Source organism: Formosa haliotis (genome assembly GCF_001685485.1).
GTDB lineage: Bacteria > Bacteroidota > Bacteroidia > Flavobacteriales > Flavobacteriaceae > Formosa > Formosa haliotis.
Genome location: NZ_BDEL01000001.1, coordinates 306,321 through 322,316 on the forward strand (window position 1 = coordinate 306,321; position 15,996 = coordinate 322,316).

Here is a 15,996-nt window from a genome sequence, read left to right on the forward strand (position 1 = left end):
TTTTAGAAGCATTGTGCTTTGTTATTAAGTTTGTTAACAACAGGGTGCAAGTTTATTATGTCATAATCTCATAAATGGCTAATTTTGCACTATATAATTATATTAGTAGCTTACATGAAAGATTTATTTGAAAAAATATATAAGGATAAAGGACCTTTAGGAAAATGGGCGTCTCAAGCAGAAGGATATTTTGTATTTCCAAAATTAGATGGAGAAATTTCTAATAGGATGAAATTTAGAGGGAAAGATGTTGTAACCTGGAGTATTAACGATTATTTAGGGTTGGCAAATCATCCTGAAGTAAGAAAAGTTGATGCTGAAGCAGGAATAGCATATGGTTCTGCTTATCCTATGGGAGCAAGAATGATGTCGGGGCATACAGATCTTCATGAAAAATTACAAAATGAATTAGCAGATTTCGTTAACAAAGAAGCAGCATATTTACTGAATTTTGGATACCAAGGTATGGTGTCTACTATTGATGCTTTAGTGTCTAAAGACGATATTATTGTTTACGACGTAGATTCGCATGCATGTATTATAGATGGTGTGCGCTTACATATGGGTAAGCGTTTTACTTATAAGCACAACGATATAGAAAGTCTTGAAAAAAACCTTGAGCGTGCTACTAAAATGGCCGAACAAACTGGAGGAGGAATTTTAGTGATTTCTGAAGGAGTTTTCGGTATGCGTGGAGAGCAAGGTCGTTTAAAAGAAATCGTAGCTTTAAAAGAAAAATTCAATTTCAGATTTTTAGTAGATGATGCTCACGGTTTTGGTACTTTAGGTAAAACTGGTGCTGGAGCTGGAGAGGAACAAGGTGTTCAAGATGGTATAGATGTGTATTTTGCTACGTTTGCTAAATCGTTAGCAAGTACAGGAGCATTTATAGCAGCAGATCAAGAAATTATAGATTATTTAAAATATAATTTACGTTCTCAGATGTTTGCTAAATCATTGCAAATGCAATTGGTTGTTGGAGCGTTAAAGCGTTTAGAAATGCTTAAAACGATGCCAGAACTTAAAGCAAAATTATGGGAAAATACAAATGCCTTACAATCTGGTTTAAGAGAACGTGGTTTCGATATTGGAACAACACAAAGTTGTGTTACACCAGTATATTTAAAAGGAAGTATTCCAGAAGCGATGGCTTTAGTTAAAGATTTACGAGAAAACTATGGTATATTTTGTTCTATAGTAGTGTATCCTGTAATCCCTAAAGGATTAATTTTATTGAGATTAATACCTACAGCAACGCATGATATTGATGATGTAAATGAAACTTTAAATGCTTTTGAAGCCATTCGTTCACGATTAGAAAACGGAACTTATAAACGTTTATCTGCTTCTGTTGCTGCTGCAATGGAATAGAAAAATTAATATAAAACTTATAAAAAAATCCGAAACTGTTAGGTTTCGGATTTTTTGTTTTGTAGATTATTCTAAATCTTTTCGGTATGTTTTTCTGCGTTTATAGGTAACAGAATCAAAGTGTTTCCATATTTGATGAGAAGCCTGATTTTCTTCTAATTCTGGAGTTCTAATACAAGTCTGCACATTAAAAGGCTTTAATGTTTCGTAAAATTCATTAAAAATGATTGCTGTCACACCTTTATTTTTATATTTAGGATCTACACCTATTAAATAAAAAGATACTGTTTTACATTCTTTTTTGGCCTTTAATAAATGTCTAAATCCGAATGGAAACAACTTTCCATTGGCTTTTTGTAAGGCTTCAGCAAAAGATGGCATCACCACAGCAAAGGCAACCATGTTATCATCTTTATCTACTACGAATTTTATAAATTCAGGATTTATAAATGAAATAAATTTCTCTTTAAAGTATGCTTTTTGAATATCTGTAATCTCTACAAAAGAAGCCAAATCAGCATAACTTCTGTTAAACAAATCAAACATTTGATCTACGTAAAGCATCAAATCTTTAGTTTTTGTAAAATTTAAAGGCCTTAATTGGTAGCGTTCTTTTATTAAATTTTGGATTCTAAAAAAGAAATCGGGATTTACATTGGTAAAGGGGAACTTGTTTTCTTGATATTCCTTTTCTTGAACCATACCTAATTGCTCTAAATGGTCTACATAATACGGATAATTGTACCATGTTACCATAGAGCCAATATGGTCGTAACCTTCGGTTAAAACACCTACTTTATCAAGGTTAGAAAATCCCATGGGACCTTCCATATATTCTAAGTTGTTTTTTTTGCCTATTTCATTCGCTTTATTAATCAGTGCTTTGGTAACTTCAATATCATCAATAACATCGAACCAGCCAAAACGAACTTTATTATGGTTGCGTTTAAGATCTAATTTGTTTATTATTACCGCAATTCTTCCAACAATTTTATTGTCTTTAAGCGCTACAAATAGATTTGCTTCAGCATCAAGAAATATTGGATTTTTATTTTTGTTAAACACTTCCATTTCCTGAGAAATTATAGGCGGTACCCAATATGGCGACCCTTTATAAAGTTCGAATGGAAACTTAACAAAAGCTTTAAGTTCTTTTTTATTTACTACTTCTTTTATTGTAATCATTTTGCGGTTTGTAATCTAACAATTAAACTAATTAATTATCCATTTTATATTCTGTTGGTGCAGCTTCATCTTCTCCGAACTTGTAATAATCTTTATTGTTATTTCTACGTTCTGCTTCTTGTTTTGCAGATGTACCATTATCTTCTATAATCTCTTTGTCTTTATGTAAATCGATGCGGTAGGAAGCTCCAAAATTAAGGCTAAAAACCGAAGGAGTATCTTTTACATTAAAAGTAACGGCGGTGTCGAACTGTAAATTTTTATTCCATAGATAAGCACCTCCTAAACGGAATAAATCATCGGCATAAAAATTACTTTTAATACCTTGATATTCTCCAAAAGCAACCCATTTTTCATTAAAACTATGGGTTAGAGTGAAAATATATTCTAAATCTGATGCACTTGTACCACTATCATCTTTCATGCCAATACGGTCTTTAGAAAGGTTCATTATGAAAACCCAGCCATTAGTAAAATTATGTTGAGTAGCAACTGTAATAGTAGGACTAAAGCCTTCTACACCTTGAGGCGTATAAGGATTTGAATCGGTATCGTAATTAGCACCTGAAGTAACGGATACAGCCGGAATTAATCGACTCCATTTAAATTTTCGGTTGGCCTTCCAGCTATACAGATTTGGTTTTTCTTCTTCGGCATTTTTATGAGGATCATAAATTAAATATTTTGCTCCTACAGATAAATATTTAAAATTTGATCGTGAATAATCTGAAGGGATGCTCGAACGATTATCTGTAAATTTATCAGCCTGAAAATTTCCATCAATAATAATTTCTAATGGTTCCCATAATAAACCATATCGTCCAGAAAAATCGATACCACCTCCAGAAACGTCGTAATTCAATGGCGTGTGCTTTTCCTTGATGTAATAGGGGCCGGCTTCAAATTGTATCACATTTACGCCAACAGCATATGCACTTTTAGAGACTCCAGGCCTGTTTGAGTTTATTACGTCGGTATATTGTCCGAATACAAAAACAGGTATGGCACATATTAAAAGGGCTAAATAGGTTTTCATAGGTAAGTAATTTGTGGTCTTAGCCTCCAAATATAGAGATTTTATATTTTTTTTATCAATTTACAATTCATTTTAAAACATAAGAATTGTATTTTTGTGCAAAATAATAATTATGCTTCAATACGCTTCGGCGACCGGTTTAATGCGAACAATATTAATAATTTTACTAATTTGGTTTGGAGGAAAGATTCTTTTAAGAATGTTTGCACCAGTTATTATGCAGTTTTTTGTAAAAAAAGCAGAGCAAAAATTTGGTTCACAGTTTAATCCTAATCAACAACGTCCGAGACAAGCACCTCCAGAAGGAGAGGTCATAATTGAAAAAATGCCAAAACAAGAAACTTCAAATAAAAATGTAGGTGAATATGTAGATTACGAAGAAATTGATTAATTTTCGCAATCTAAGATTAACACATATTCATGTCATTTTCAATTAAACGATTTCTACCACATTTATTAGTTTTTATAGGTTTTGTAATTATTTCCTTAGCCTATTTTAGTCCGGTTTTAAAAGGAAAAGAGATTTTTCAGAGCGATATCATGCATTATATTGGCATGTCTAAGCAACAGAAAGATTTTAAAGCCCAAACAGGGGAGGAAACGTATTGGACAAACAGCGCTTTTGGTGGTATGCCTACCTACCAGTTAGGAGCAAAATACCCTCATAATTACATTAAAAAATTAGATCTTACCTTGCGGTTTTTACCAAGACCAGCAGATTATCTATTCCTTTATTTTATAGGATTCTATATACTATTACTTTCTTTAAAAGTAGATTTTAAACTTGCAGCTTTAGGAGCTCTAGCTTTTGGGTTTTCTACTTATTTAATCATTATTCTAGGGGTTGGGCATAACAGTAAAGCCCACGCTATAGCTTATATGCCACTGGTGTTAAGTGGAATTATTCTCACTTTTCAACGAAAATATATTCTCGGGTTTTTACTAACCACCATTGCTATGGGGCTTGAATTGGTAGCAAATCATTATCAAATGACCTATTACCTTATGCTACTGGTACTAATTTTAGGGATCGCATATTTAATAGATGCCTATAAGAAACAAGAATTGCCAGAGTTTTTTAAAGCCGTTGGGATTTTAGTGGTTGCTGTAATTTTGTCTATCGGACTAAATGCTACTAATATTTTAGCAACGCAAGAATATGTAAAACAAAGTACGCGCGGACAAAGCGATTTAACCATTAATGCTGATGGATCGCCTAAAGCAGTGTCTACGGGTTTAGATAAAGATTATATTACCGAATACAGTTACGGTAAATTAGAAGCTTTAAATCTGTTTATCCCTAGAATTTTTGGTGGTGGAAGTCATGAAGATGTAGGAACAGATTCTGAATTTTACCAATTTAATTTAAAACGTGGCGCCTCGCCATTACAGGCCAGAGAAATTGTAAAACAAACGCCTACATATTGGGGAGTTCAGCCTATTGTAGAAGCTCCAGCTTATGTGGGAGCTGTTATATTGTTCCTTTTTGTATTGGGATTATTCCTTGTAAAAGGACGTTTAAAATGGTGGCTTGTTGGCGGTACACTGTTATCGTTATTGTTATCATTCGGGAAAAATTTTGGAATCCTCACCGATTTCTTTATCGATTATGTACCAATGTATAATAAGTTTAGAGCCGTAAGTTCTATTCAGGTCATCTTAGAGTTATGTATTCCAGTTTTAGGTGTTTTTGCTTTAGTAGAACTCTTTAAACCTACAGCAGACAATGCTGCTAAATTGAAAGCCTTAAAATATTCTATTGGGATAACTGCTGGATTAGCCATTTTAATATTATTAGGAAAATCTACAATGTTCGATTTTGTAGGCGGCAATGATGGATACTATGCTCAAAATTATGGTCATGAATTTATTGATGCTATTCGTGCCGATCGTGCTTCTCTGTTCACTAAAGATACATTTCGAACTTTAATTCTTGTTCTCTTATCGGGAGGCGTGGTTTTTATGTTTCTGAAAAAGAAATTATCAGAAACCTTAGTTATTGTATGTTTTGCTGCCTTAATTTTATTCGATTTAATAGGAGTAGATAGACGTTATGTAAATAACGATGACTTTAAATCGGCTATGCAAGTGAATAAACCATTTCAGCCTAATGCTGCCGATATAGAAATATTAAAAGATACGACACATTTTAGAGTTTTTGATGTGACTTCTGGAGCTGCGCGTGCATCTTATTTCCATAATTCTTTAAACGGATATCATGCAGCTAAAATGGGCAGATATAATGAGCTTTTCGACTTTTATATTTCTAAAAACAATATTAACGTATTGAATATGTTGAATACAAAGTATATTATTGCTCAAAATGAACAAGGCGAATATTTCCCTTATGAAAATACCGATGCTAATGGTAACGCATGGTTTGTGAGCTCTGTTGATGTTTTAGAAAATGCCAATCAAGAAATTCAAAAATTAGATAGCTTAAATACTAAAAAAGTTGCTGTTACTACCTCTAAATCTATAAAAAATACTTCAAATATAGTTGATGAAACGGCGCGTATTAAAGCGATTAATTACAAGCCAAATTATATTAAATACGAGTCTACAAATACGCATGATGGTTTTGCGGTGTTTTCTGAAATTTATTATGCCGATGGGTGGAATGCGTATATAGATAATACATTGGTGCCTCATGAACGTGTAGATTATGTGCTTAGAGGTTTGGATATTCCTGCAGGAAATCATATTATAGAATTTAAGTTCGAACCTGCCGTAATTAAAAAGGGGAGTACCATTGCTTTAGCAAGTTCTGTAGTGCTCGGAATTTTAATAGTGTTAGGATTATTTTTCGGATTAAAAGAAAAAAATGAACAAAACCTTAAATAATATGTCGTTTTAAAAGTTGTTTTACAATGAACAAAAATGTCCTCATTATTACCTATTATTGGCCACCGGCAGGAGGGCCAGGGGTACAACGATGGCTTAAGTTTGTAAAATATCTACCGGAATTTAATGTAAACCCTATAGTTTATATTCCTGAAAATGCTAATTATCCTATACTTGACGATAGTTTAACCACCGATGTTTCTCCAGATTTAACCCTGTTAAAACAGCCTATAAGAGAGCCATATAAATTCGCCCAACTGTTGTCTGGTAAAAAGCTTCCACAATAAGTAAAGGCATTATTTCTGAAACTAAAAAGCAGAGTTTTATAGAACGCTTAATGCTTTACATTCGCGGAAATTTCTTTATTCCAGATGCTAGAAAATCATGGGTTAAACCTTCTGTTTCGTATTTAAGTAATTATATAAATAAGCATAATATTGATACTGTAATTACTACGGGACCCCCGCATAGTGTGCATCTTATTGGTTTAAAGTTAAAAGAAAAATTTCAGGTAAAATGGATTGCCGATTTCAGAGACCCCTGGACCACAATAGGATATCATAAAGAGCTAAAATTAAGTGCTTCTTCTGAAATTAAACATAAAAAACTTGAAGCAAAAGTTTTAAATACTGCAGATGATATTATTGTGACTAGCAATCCCACAAAATTTGAATTTGAAGCTATTACAAAAAAGCCTATCCATGTCATTACCAATGGATACGATACGATGAAAACCGTTGAATTTTCGTTAGATAAAAAGTTTACGATATCTCATATTGGATCCTTACTTTCTAAACGTAATCCTAAAATATTGTGGCGGGTTTTAAGCGATTTAATTAAGGCTAGAAAAGAATTTGCAGAAGATTTTCAGTTAAATATTATTGGAAGTATAGGCGAAGAAGTACTTCAGTCTATAGAAAAATTTGGTTTAAGTGATTATGTAAATAATGTTGGTTATGTGTCGCATAAAGAGGCTATTGTGTTTCAGAAACAATCTCAAGTATTGCTGCTTATTGAAATAAATTCTAAAGACACAAAATGTATTATTCCAGGAAAATTATTTGAATATATGGTGTCTAATCGTCCTATTATTGCCATGGGACCTCCAGATTCCGATGTGGAGAAAATCATGGTCTCGACTAATACGGGTAGCTACTTTTTATACAACGATTATAAAGGCGTTAAAGCAGAAGTTTTAAGATGTTTCGAGGAGTTTAAGAAAGGAGAATTAGTAGCCCATCCTATAGGATTACAAAAATACAGTAGAAAATCGCTTACCGAATCGCTTTCAAAATTAGTGTAAATGGGTATAGTTCTTAATCAATCTATAAAAAACACCATCATCACTTACCTTGGTTTTGGTTTAGGTGCTATAAATACCTTGTTTTTATTCACTAGATTTTTAAGCGATGAGTATTTCGGATTAATTACATTTATACTTTCTACAGCAAATATTTTAATGCCATTAATGGCTTTTGGTGTAAATAATACCATAATAAAATTTTATTCCGGATTTAAAACGAGGCATTCACAGAATAGCTTTTTAACACTCATTTTATTTCTACCGCTTATAATTATTCTTCCGTTTGGGGCTATTGGGTATTTGGCTTTTGAAAGCCTTAGCAATTGGATTTCTAATGGAAATGTTTTGGTTAAAGACTATGTATGGTTAATTTATATATCGGCCATAGTTTTTGCTTATTTCGAAGTGTATTATTCTTGGGCTAAAGTGCAAATGAAATCTGTTTTTGGAAATTTTATGAAAGAAGTTTTCCACAGGCTAGGGACGATGGTGTTACTGTTCTTACTATACTTAAAGCTAATTACAGACGACGAACTTATTATTTACATCGTGTTGGTGTATGTTATACGTACATGTATTATGATGATTTATGCCTTTGGTATAAGGAAACCTGTTATTAAATTCTCTAAAGTTAGCAACGTCACCGATATTTTAAAATACACCACATTAATTATAGTTGCTGGTTCTGTGGCGAATATAATTTTAGAGATTGATAAATTCATGATCGGGTATTATAATATATTAGAAAACGTGGCCTATTACGGGGTTGCCATATATATTGCTGCTGTAATTGGGGTGCCTTCTAGATCGATGCATCAAATAACAAACCCCTTAACGGCTAAATATTTAAATGAAAAAAATAAAGAAGGCCTAAAGGAGTTGTATAAAAAATCGTCCTTAAATTTATTTATAATTAGTGGATTCATTTACCTACTAATTATTTTGAATATTAGTGAACTTTATAAGTTAATTCCAGAACAATTTAGTCAAGGTATTTTAGTTGTATTTTTAATTGGTTTAGCAAAATTATTCGATAATCTATTGGGGAATAATAATGCCATTTTGTTTAATAGCGATTATTACAGAATGGTCTTAATTCAAGGGGCTTTTTTAGCTGTAATTTCGGTATTGCTCAACATTTGGTTTATTCCTAAATTTGGATTAAACGGGGCTGCTTACGCCACATTTATTTCTGTATTTATTTATAATGTTGTGAAAATTTCATTTGTATATAGGAAATTTAAAATGCTACCTTTTTCCGAAAACACCATAAACGTAACCATACTCATTTTTTTAACGGCAGTGGTCTTCTACTTTTGGGATTTTCCTTTTCATCCTATTGTTAATATTGGCTTAAAATCAATGTTAATAGGAGTTGCCTATGGTGGAATCTGTTACTTTTTTAATTTCTCTGAAGATATTACGAAGCTTTTAAATTCTATGTTAAAGCGTAAGTGAGGGGAATAAACAAGAAAATCCTGCGAGACGCTTTGGGGCAAACTTTATCGCAGAACCTTCTCTTTATAGTATAGAAAATTTAACTTCTTTGTCTTGTTGTATTCGATGATCTTGAAGAAGATGAACTCGTGCTTTGTGCGGTCGAACTAGATCGACCTGTATTAGATTTACGAGTAGTTTCTTGTTTTGGTTGTTTAGACCGCGTAGAAATTGAATTATTTTTTTGAGCAGTCTGATTTGTTCTCGATTGATTTACTCGTGTTGTAGTATTTGTCGAACGAGAATTATTAGTTCTGGTCGATGTTGTATTCTGTCTTGTTGTCCCGTTTGTTACACGCGTGTTATTCGTACTCTGATTAACACTTGGTGTTCTAGTCGTACTCGTTCTATTAGAGTTAACACTGTTAGATCTGCTAGAGTTTGCAACACGCGAATTTGAATTTCCATTAACAGTATTAGGTCGGCTACTATTATAATCTCTATTTATAGTAGAAGGTCTAGAACTATTATTTGGTCTGTTATTGTTATTATTGTTCGATTTCGGATATCTACTTACAACAGGTCTTCTGTTATTTTGATAAGGTTTTGCATAAGGACGTCTAACCGGACGGTAATTTTGTCTGTAAGGGGTTGTATATACTACACAATAATTACGTGGTGGTACGCGGTAATATCTGTGCCAAGGTCTGTACACATAATGCATATTGTAGGCATTTATATATCCAGAAAAATGCGTGTACACACGGTTATTATAGTAAATATTCATATTACCAATATGAGATACTAAACCGTAACCATTGTAGTTTATTACAACATTTCCCACTCGGGCAATTCTACCAAAATTATCGTAGTATAGTGGTACATTCTGAATTTGAATAATTGCACCAAATTGATCGTATTGTATATAAGGATTGTAATTATAGCCCGTATTAAAACTAAATTGGGCGTTAGGCGAATTAAACGATATGTTTACATTGTTATTTACACCTTGCATATAAAAATCGAATTGTCCATCTTGGAAGATCGAAAACTCTATGCCTTGTTCAACAAATATAAACGACTGAGGATTGTTATACGTAATATTAAGTGTTTCTTCAGATGGCCTAAAGGTGTTGGCCTGCATCGCCGGAATGGAAAATGCAAATGCCAGTATTAAGGTGAAAATTGATTTCATAATTCATCATTTTTAGGTTATCACTGTTTATAATGCAAACAGCATGCCAAGAAATAATGAATTGTTGAATAAAACGCAAAGAAAATTTATTGATACCAATAAAAACGCAGAATAATCTACTAAATATTTGAATAAACTTCAGCCAATGTATGTAATATTGATTATAATTTATTTAGTAGTAGCCATTGCAATGCTATAATGGTTTTTGCATCTTTAAAAGCGTTGGCGTTAAGTTTATTTTTAATTTCGGAAAGCGGAAGTTTAACTAATTGAATATCTTCTTGCTCGGCATCTAGTCCGCCACCTTTAAAAATTTTGTCGGTTGAGTTTACTTCAGCATAAAAGGCATTGACCTTTTCTGAAGTACCTCCTGGAGAAGCGAAATACTCGCCCATAAATTCCATAGATTTAACTTCGTATCCAATTTCTTCTTCAACTTCACGTTTAGCACAGTTTATTGGGTCTTCGCCAGCTTCAAGAGAACCGGCAACAATTTCTAACATCCAACCATCGCAATTCGGATCGGTTACAATTGGGTATCTAAATTGGTTTATTAATAATAAGGTATCTGTATCTTTTTCAACCAAAACAATGGCAATAGCATTCCCGCGTTCAAAACTTTGCCTAACCACTTCTATTTGTCCGTTGCCATCAAAAGTATCGTGTAAAACAGTTGCTTTTTTTATTTTAAAATAATCGTCGTAAACGATGTCCTCTTTAACTATTTTGTATTTCATAAGTAGTTTAATATAAAACGAAGGTAATTAATTAAAAGAAATTTTAAAAAGTTAGTTATCTTCACTTTCATATATTAAGTTGTATATGAGTAAGACCTGTAAAAATTGTGAATTTATATTTGATGATACTTTTAATTATTGTCCGAATTGCGGACAAAATTACAATGAGGATTTAACCGTAGGTGTTATTTTTAAAAATACAATTCATAATTATTTCTCGGTAGACGCTCGTTTTTTTAAAAGCTTTTTTCCTTTACTTTTTAAACCAGGTTTTTTACCCTTAAAATTTGTTGAAGGTAAACGGTTAACCTATTTGCATCCAGCTCAGTTTTATTTATTTGCTAGTGTGGTGTTCTTTTTTCTGTTTTCTTTTGAAATAAGAGAACAAGAGCAACGCGTAGATCAAACTGTATTTAAGACTTGGGATACAGATATAGTTACCAATGAAGCTTCAGATACTTTAGTAAATCAACAAAGCAAAACAGATGAACAAGGTGAAATTGAGTTAAAACTAGGCGATAAAAACGAATTAAGGTTAGAGAGTAAGACTTTAGATTCTTTGGTTAGAGTGGGAGCTACGAGTGAAAATGTACTTAAGGTAATGGGTGTAAGTCCAAACGCCAGTAGGATGGAGAAAAAAATATACACACAATTATTTAAATTTTATAAGCATAAAAGTAGCACGCCTTTAATAGATACATTTTATAATTATGTGCCTATATCGCTCTTTGTTTTACTACCTATTTTTGCTTTCTTTTTAAAACTTGCTTTTCGTAAAAAAGGGGCTTTTGCGCATCATTTGGTATTTAGCTTGTATTATTTTGCTTTTTTATTCGTCATGTTTACTTGTTTTACTTTAGTACATCTATTTATTGAATTCCCTTCCAATATTAACCTAATTATAGGTTGTATAGGTTTTGTTTATCTATATATTGCTGTACTTAAATTTTATAAACCAAGAAAATTGTCGGCATTACTAAAAACATCATTAGTTACGATATTGTTTATTGCTCTAGTTATACCTGTTGCATTCATTATAATAGGAACCGCGGCTTTTATGTTTTATTAGTATTTACAGTTTATCTTTAAGATATTTTGCAGTAACACTATTTTTATTGTTTACCAGGTCTTCAGGGGTACCAAAAGCGACAATTTCTCCGCCATATTCACCACCTCCTGGACCAAGGTCTATAATATGATCGGCGCATTTTATTAAATCTAAATTGTGCTCAACCACAATAATTGAATGTCCCTTTGCTATAAGAGCAGTAAACGATTTTAGTAATTTTTGAATATCGTGAAAATGAAGTCCAGTGGTAGGTTCATCAAAAATAAATAAGGCTTTTTCTTTAGTATTTCCTTTTCCTAAAAAGGTGGCTAATTTTATACGTTGCGCTTCTCCACCAGATAAAGTAGACGAACTCTGGCCTAAAGTAACATAGCCTAAACCAACATCTTGTAGCGGTTGTAATTTGTTTTTTATTTTAGTTTCGCCATGTAAATCGAAAAAAGCAATGGCATCATCAATCGTCATATTTAAAACATCGTCGATAGAATTGTCGTAAAACGTCACTTCTAGAACTTCCTTTTTAAAACGTTTTCCATTACAAGTTTCGCATTGTAAATGCACGTCGGCCATAAATTGCATTTCTATGGTAACTTCGCCTTCACCTTTACAAGTTTCACAACGACCGCCATCTACGTTAAACGAAAAGTGTTTGGCTTTATAATCGCGAATCTTACTTAATTTTTGATTTGCATAAAGGTTTCTAATATCGTCGTAAGCCTTAACATAAGTCACCGGATTTGAACGAGACGAGCGACCAATTGGATTCTGATCGATAAATTCAATATGTTTAATTGAGCTGTAATTACCTTTTAATTCTGAAAACTGCCCAGGCTTATCTCCGAATCCTGTTAGTTCTTTTTGAATAGCTGGATATAAAATCTTTTTAACTAAAGTACTTTTGCCACTTCCTGAAACCCCAGTAATTACGGTTAACATATTTAAAGGAAAGGTTACATTTACATTTTTTAAATTATGTTCTCGAGCCCCTAAAATTTCTATCTGATATTTTGAAGTTCGTCTAGTTTTCGGAACTTTTATTTCCATCTCACCATTAAGATATTTAGCTGTTAAGGATTCAGATTTCAATATGTCTTTATACGTTCCGGTTGCCACAACTTCACCTCCAAAAGTACCTGCTTCAGGACCTATATCTATAATTTCATCGGCGGCTTGCATGATATCTTCATCGTGTTCTACAACAATTACCGTGTTTCCTAAATCGCGTAAGGCTTTTAAAACTCCAATTAAGCGTTCGGTATCTTTTGGATGCAATCCTATACTTGGTTCGTCTAAAATATACATAGAGCCCACTAAACTGCTTCCTAAAGATGTGGCTAAATTTATACGCTGACTTTCACCACCAGACAACGTATTAGAGCGTCTGTTTATAGTTAAATAGTTTAGCCCAACATTCGATAAAAAAGTTAATCGGTTATTGATTTCTTGTAGTAATCGATTTGAAATTTTGGTGTCGTTAGTATTTAATTCAAGATTCTTGAAAAAATCTGCTAATTTATCTAAAGGTAATTCAACCAAATCGGTTAAAGTTTTCCCTCCAATTTTCACATAATTAGCTTCTTGTCTCAAGCGTTTTCCTTGGCACGTTTTACATTTCGTTTTGCCACGGTAGCGCGAAAGCATAACTCGGTTTTGTATTTTATAGGCCTTGGCTTCTAACTCTGCAAAGAAACTGTTTAAACCTTCAAAATATTGATTTCCATCCCAAATTAACTGTTTTTGAGCATCTGATAAATCGTAAAAAGGTTTGTGAATAGGGAAATTAAATTTATGCGAATTATTTACTAATTGATCTCTATACCAGCTCATACTTTCCCCTCGCCATGGAAAAATAGCATTTTCATAAACGGAAAGCCCTGTATTTGGAATTACTAAATCGTCATCTATACCTACAATATCACCATAACCTTCGCAAGTTGGGCAGGCGCCATAAGGATTATTAAAGCTGAATAAATGTACATTTGGCTCAAGAAAAGTCATGCCGTCTAAAGCAAACGTGTTACTAAAATCGCGAACTTTATTATCGGCTAAAGATTGAATAGAACAGCGGCCTTTTCCTTCAAAAAAAGCGGTTTGAATGGCATCTGCTAAACGATTAAAAAAATCTTCTTCATCGCGAAATATGATACGGTCTACAACAAGCTCAATCTGTTCTACCTTTATTTGTTCTTGAGCTTCTTCAATACGCATAACCGTATCGTCTACTTTAATCCGGGCGTAACCTTGTTGTTTTAAAGCGTTTAATTTATCTTTTAATTCTCTGCCTTCTTCTAATATAATAGGAGCGAGCAGAAGTAGTTTATCACCATCTTTAAATGTTTTTAAATAGGAAACGACATCTGTAACGCTGTCCTTTTTTACTTCATGACCAGAAATAGGCGAGTAGGTACGACCAATTCTAGCAAATAATAATTTAAGGTAATCGTAAATTTCTGTAGTTGTACCTACTGTCGATCTAGGATTGGTTGAATTTACTTTTTGTTCGATTGCTATAGCAGGAGCGATGCCTTTTATATAATCTACTTTAGGTTTGTTTAAACGACCTAAAAATTGTCTCGCATAACTAGACAAACTTTCAACATAACGGCGTTGACCTTCAGCATATAAAGTATCGAATGCTAAACTTGATTTTCCAGATCCCGAGAGTCCGGTAATGACTACAAGTTTATTTCTAGGAATTATTACATCTATATTTTTAAGGTTGTGCAGTTTTGCGCCTTTTATGATGATGTTTTTCTTTGGATTTACTTCAGAAATAGGAGTACTCATAGCTTGTTTCGGGTATAATTTACAAAGATAACATAAGTATTTCAGCTAAGAAAACAGATTGTTGTCCTTTAAAATGTTAAAAAAAATATAAATAAATTTTTGTGTATTGTATAAGAATATTTATATATTTGGTTTTCATAATTCATATAAAAAAGATACAGCCTATTCAGCACTATTACTTTTAAAACAATTTAACCCCAATTTTAAGAAGAGAGATCTTCTTGGTCTAAAAGTAATGAATATGCAAAACGAACTTATCACCGACGCTGTATTAGTTAGCAATTATATTAGAGGAAACGAACAGGCTTTAGAAACCCTTATTATAAGGCATAAGCAGAAGATTTATGGCTTTATTTATTCTAAAGTTTACGATAGAGATGTGGCTGAAGATGTTTTTCAAGACACATTTATTAAAGTTATTAATACCCTAAAAACAGGGAATTATAACGAAGAAGGAAAATTTGTACCATGGGTCATGCGTATCGCTCATAATTTGGTTATCGATTATTTTAGAAAAAACAACCGAATGCCAAAATTTGATAATTCTGGAGAGTTTAGTATTTTTTCAGTTTTAAGTGACTCGTCTTTAAACGCCGAGAAGCAAATAATAAAAGACCAGGTAGAATCTGATGTTAGACGTTTAATAGATGAACTACCCGAAGATCAAAAAGAAGTAATTTTAATGCGTATGTATAACGATATGAGTTTTAAAGAAATATCGGATAAGACGGGGGTTAGTATTAATACAGCGTTAGGGAGAATGCGTTATGCTTTAATAAATATGCGCAAGATTATTGAAAAACATAATATTGTTTTAGTGAATTAATACAATATTTAGAAATAAAGGCCGTTATAATATTAAATTCATAACATATTTTAGATGGCTAAACTTTACTCTAAGACTTCAAGTCAAATTGATTTAAATCCAAAAAAAGAAACGTTGAAATTTCTTTTAGATTATTCCAAAGCATTAAGTGTTATAGATTGTAAACCGGAAAAGTTTAAAATAATTTTGAACTAATTGGATTAAAG

Annotated in this window: 11 protein-coding genes and 1 pseudogene; 7 read left to right on the plus strand and 5 right to left on the minus strand. The window is 32.5% G+C overall.

The window, feature by feature from the left end; all coding sequences use genetic code 11:
- Nucleotides 1-114: 114 nt before the first annotated feature.
- Nucleotides 115-1,371, plus strand: coding sequence for a cysteate-C-fatty acyltransferase (gene capB / locus A9D35_RS01190; RefSeq protein ID WP_066217946.1), 1,257 nt, complete (start codon nucleotides 115-117; stop codon nucleotides 1,369-1,371).
- 66 nt (nucleotides 1,372-1,437) lie between these two features.
- On the opposite strand, the gene A9D35_RS01195 is transcribed toward capB, so the two are convergent.
- Both A9D35_RS01195 and A9D35_RS01200 read right to left on the minus strand, forming a co-directional pair.
- Nucleotides 1,438-2,556, minus strand: a complete 1,119-nt coding sequence (locus A9D35_RS01195) for a GTP cyclohydrolase (protein ID WP_066217947.1) — start codon at nucleotides 2,554-2,556, stop codon at nucleotides 1,438-1,440.
- A 31-nt stretch (nucleotides 2,557-2,587) separates the two neighbouring features.
- Nucleotides 2,588-3,592 (minus strand): transporter, encoded by a 1,005-nt coding sequence (locus A9D35_RS01200; protein WP_066225679.1) that lies wholly within the window; start codon nucleotides 3,590-3,592, stop codon nucleotides 2,588-2,590.
- Between the two features lie 112 nt (nucleotides 3,593-3,704).
- On the opposite strand from A9D35_RS01200, the gene A9D35_RS01205 reads away from it, so the two are divergent.
- The 4 genes and pseudogenes from A9D35_RS01205 (at nucleotide 3,705) to A9D35_RS01220 (ending at nucleotide 9,197) form a co-directional block, all read left to right on the plus strand.
- On the plus strand, nucleotides 3,705-3,983 hold the full coding sequence (locus A9D35_RS01205) for a DUF4834 family protein (protein ID WP_066217949.1): 279 nt from the start codon (nucleotides 3,705-3,707) through the stop codon (nucleotides 3,981-3,983).
- Nucleotides 3,984-4,012: 29 nt separating this feature from the next.
- On the plus strand, nucleotides 4,013-6,436 hold the full coding sequence (locus A9D35_RS01210; protein ID WP_066217951.1) for a YfhO family protein: 2,424 nt from the start codon (nucleotides 4,013-4,015) through the stop codon (nucleotides 6,434-6,436).
- A gap of 26 nt (nucleotides 6,437-6,462) precedes the next feature.
- A pseudogene (locus A9D35_RS01215) lies at nucleotides 6,463-7,739 on the plus strand (glycosyltransferase family 4 protein).
- Nucleotides 7,740-9,197 carry a lipopolysaccharide biosynthesis protein gene (locus A9D35_RS01220; RefSeq protein ID WP_066217953.1) on the plus strand — a complete coding sequence of 486 codons (1,458 nt, stop codon included), beginning with the start codon at nucleotides 7,740-7,742 and terminating at the stop codon, nucleotides 9,195-9,197.
- Nucleotides 9,198-9,276: 79 nt separating this feature from the next.
- Here the strand turns inward: A9D35_RS01220 and A9D35_RS01225 are convergent, their stop codons facing one another.
- Entirely contained in the window at nucleotides 9,277-10,371 is a 1,095-nt protein-coding gene (locus A9D35_RS01225) for a hypothetical protein (protein ID WP_066217956.1), read from the minus strand.
- Between the two features lie 161 nt (nucleotides 10,372-10,532).
- On the minus strand, nucleotides 10,533-11,108 hold the full coding sequence (locus A9D35_RS01230) for an NUDIX domain-containing protein (RefSeq protein WP_066217960.1): 576 nt from the start codon (nucleotides 11,106-11,108) through the stop codon (nucleotides 10,533-10,535).
- Nucleotides 11,109-11,193: 85 nt separating this feature from the next.
- On the opposite strand from A9D35_RS01230, the gene A9D35_RS01235 reads away from it, so the two are divergent.
- Entirely contained in the window at nucleotides 11,194-12,177 is a 984-nt protein-coding gene (locus A9D35_RS01235) for a DUF3667 domain-containing protein (protein ID WP_066217961.1), read from the plus strand.
- A gap of 3 nt (nucleotides 12,178-12,180) precedes the next feature.
- On the opposite strand, the gene uvrA is transcribed toward A9D35_RS01235, so the two are convergent.
- Nucleotides 12,181-14,964, minus strand: a complete 2,784-nt coding sequence (uvrA, locus tag A9D35_RS01240) for an excinuclease ABC subunit UvrA (RefSeq protein ID WP_066217963.1) — start codon at nucleotides 14,962-14,964, stop codon at nucleotides 12,181-12,183.
- Nucleotides 14,965-15,205: 241 nt separating this feature from the next.
- Between uvrA and A9D35_RS01245 the strand changes: the two genes are divergently transcribed.
- Nucleotides 15,206-15,790: an RNA polymerase sigma factor gene (locus tag A9D35_RS01245; RefSeq protein ID WP_066217966.1), complete on the plus strand. Its 585-nt coding sequence runs from the start codon at nucleotides 15,206-15,208 to the stop codon at nucleotides 15,788-15,790.
- Nucleotides 15,791-15,996: the final 206 nt, after the last annotated feature.